The following is a 2,222-nucleotide window of genomic DNA, read 5'->3' on the forward strand; positions in this document are numbered from 1 at the left end:
AAACACCAACTCTTTCCAACTTTGCGTACAACGGCTTTCGAAAGTTTTGATTTCCGCGGTTACGATCTGGTAATTTCATCATCCTCAGCTGAAGCTAAGGGTCTAATAACGCCGCCTGGGACCATGCACATTAGCTACATCCATACACCAACGCGGTATTACTGGAGTGGCTACCAGGATTACTTGAGGCATCCGGGTTTTGGCAAACTATCACCAATTGTCCGCCTAGTCATGCCCAGGCAAGTTACCAAACTGCGGGCTTGGGATTTTGCGGCGGCTCAACGGCCTGATTACTTAATTGCTAATTCAAAATACATTCAGGCCAGGATTAGTAAATATTACCGCCGCGATTCAAAGGTAATTTATCCGCCGGTGGATCTAGATCGTTTTAGCAGTCAAACCAAGCGGGAGGATTATTATTTGGTAGTTTCGCGCCTGATTCCCTATAAACAAATTGAATTGGCTATTCAAGCGTGCAACCGCATGAAACGCCAATTAATGGTGGTGGGAGACGGTAGTGAAATGCCGCGTTTGAAGCAGCTAGCCGGTCCAAATGTTCGATTCTTGGGCCGACTAAGCGATAGTGAAACGGCCAGGCTCTATTCCGGTGCTAAAGCCCTTATATTTACGGCCGAAGAGGATTTTGGCATTACACCACTCGAAGCTATGGCCAGTGGTTGCCCGGTTATTGCCTACGGCCGGGGAGGGGCCTTGGAATCCGTGGTCAGTGGCCAGACGGGCGTATTCTTTAGAGAACCGAGCGTTGATTCGATAATTCAGGCCATGAAAAAGTTCGAGGCCCTTGAATTTGACCAAGCAGTTTTAGGCCGCCGGGCCGAGGTCTTTAGTAATCAAAATTTCAGGCAGCAGATCAAGCAATTTGTCGAGGACAAACTATCTTAAGCAGACTAATACTACTTCTGAGCAGCCTTCACAACACCAGCGAAGGCCTTGGGCTGGTTGGTGGCAAGCTCACTTAAGATTTTGCGATCTAGTTCGACCTCGGCTTTTTTAAGCCCATTGATAAATTGAGAGTACGATAGATCGTAATCGTGCAACCCGGCATTGATCCGCGTGATCCAAAGCGAGCGAAAGTCGCGCTTACGATTGCGGCGGTCGCGGTATTGATAACTCAAAGACTTCAGCACCGCTTGCTTGGCTTGTTTGACGCTGGCCTGGCGGACATGGCTCATACCCTTGGTTTGAGCCATTAATTTCTTGTGCTTTTGGTGGCTGGTAACGCCCCGTTTGACTCTCATTACTTTCCAATCATTCGCTTAACATTGGCGTGATCACCAGAAGCCACCTCGAACTCTTTGACGTAAGTTCGTTTCAACGAAAGCTGCTTACCGCCGAGCAAGTGCCCACGATAAGCCTTCCGGTGCAGCAACTTGCCTGAACCAGTCACTTTGATTCGCTTGGACATACCCTGATGGGTTTTAATTTTTGGCATCTTTCTTAGCTCCTAAGGTAATACTCAATTCGCGACCGGTTTGGGCAAAGTCTTGCTCAATCTCGGCCAGATCAGCCAGCTTGGCGGCAAAATCCGAGATGATGGTCCGGCCCAGCTCTGGATGAGTAATTTCGCGGCCTCGAAACAACAACCCAACCCTGACTTTATAGCCGGAAGCTAAAAACTTGCGGGCCTGCTTTTCTTTAACCGCTAGATCGTGCTGACCGATTTTGAGACCAACCCGGATGTGCTTAACTTCGACTTGCTTCTGATTTTTCTTGCTTTTTTGGAGTTGCTTGGTTTGTTCGTAGCGGTACTTGCCCCAGTCCAGCAGCTTCACCACCGGCGGGTTGGCCTGGGGGGCGATTTCGGCTAGATCATAACCCGTCTGTTGGGCTCTCTCGAGGGCTTCAGTTAGGGGGATGACCCCAAATTGCTCGCCATCAACGCCGATCAATCTGACTGATGATGCGCTGATTTCTCGATTAAGACGGATTTTGTTGATCTTGATCTCCTTAAAGCTCTTGGGTTAGGCTAGCAGAAAACGGCTTCCAAGTCAACGTTCCAAACTGGGTAGGCCGGTAGCGATTTTTTCGGCTATAAAGCGAACTTTGCGGTCAGTTAAACGGATGGCAATGGGTGTCCGGCCGGCCACTTTGCCATCGATCATGATGCTGGCTCCGGGTTTGGCATCGATGGTTAGTTTGGTGCCATAAACCCTGGTAGTGGCATGATCTTCGTGGACCATTTGGCCGCGGAAGCGAGCAAC

5 protein-coding genes are annotated in these 2,222 nt (G+C 49.5%); 1 reads left to right on the forward strand and 4 read right to left on the reverse strand.

The genetic code is table 11. From position 1 onward, the window contains the following. Positions 1 to 903, forward strand: a 903-nt coding sequence (locus tag VLE72_04530; GenBank protein HSX15134.1) for a glycosyltransferase, incomplete at its 5' end; no start/stop codon positions are given. An 11-nt stretch (positions 904 to 914) separates the two neighbouring features. Here the strand turns inward: VLE72_04530 and rplT are convergent. The 4 genes from rplT to VLE72_04550 form a co-directional block, all read right to left on the reverse strand. Next, positions 915 to 1,259 carry a 50S ribosomal protein L20 gene (gene rplT, locus VLE72_04535; GenBank protein HSX15135.1) on the reverse strand — a complete coding sequence of 115 codons (345 nt, stop codon included), beginning with the start codon at positions 1,257 to 1,259 and terminating at the stop codon, positions 915 to 917. Beyond that, on the reverse strand, positions 1,259 to 1,453 hold the full coding sequence (gene rpmI / locus VLE72_04540) for a 50S ribosomal protein L35 (protein ID HSX15136.1): 195 nt from the start codon (positions 1,451 to 1,453) through the stop codon (positions 1,259 to 1,261). The genes rplT and rpmI overlap by 1 nt, the downstream gene beginning before the upstream one ends. After that, entirely contained in the window at positions 1,440 to 1,964 is a 525-nt protein-coding gene (infC, locus tag VLE72_04545) for a translation initiation factor IF-3 (GenBank protein HSX15137.1), read from the reverse strand. The genes rpmI and infC overlap by 14 nt, the downstream gene beginning before the upstream one ends. A 45-nt stretch (positions 1,965 to 2,009) precedes the next feature. Then, positions 2,010 to 2,222 (reverse strand): hypothetical protein (locus VLE72_04550; GenBank protein ID HSX15138.1); only part of this gene is annotated, 213 nt, incomplete at its 5' end.

This window comes from Candidatus Saccharimonadales bacterium, assembly GCA_035480635.1.
Lineage (GTDB): Bacteria > Patescibacteriota > Saccharimonadia > UBA4664 > DATIHN01 > DATIHN01.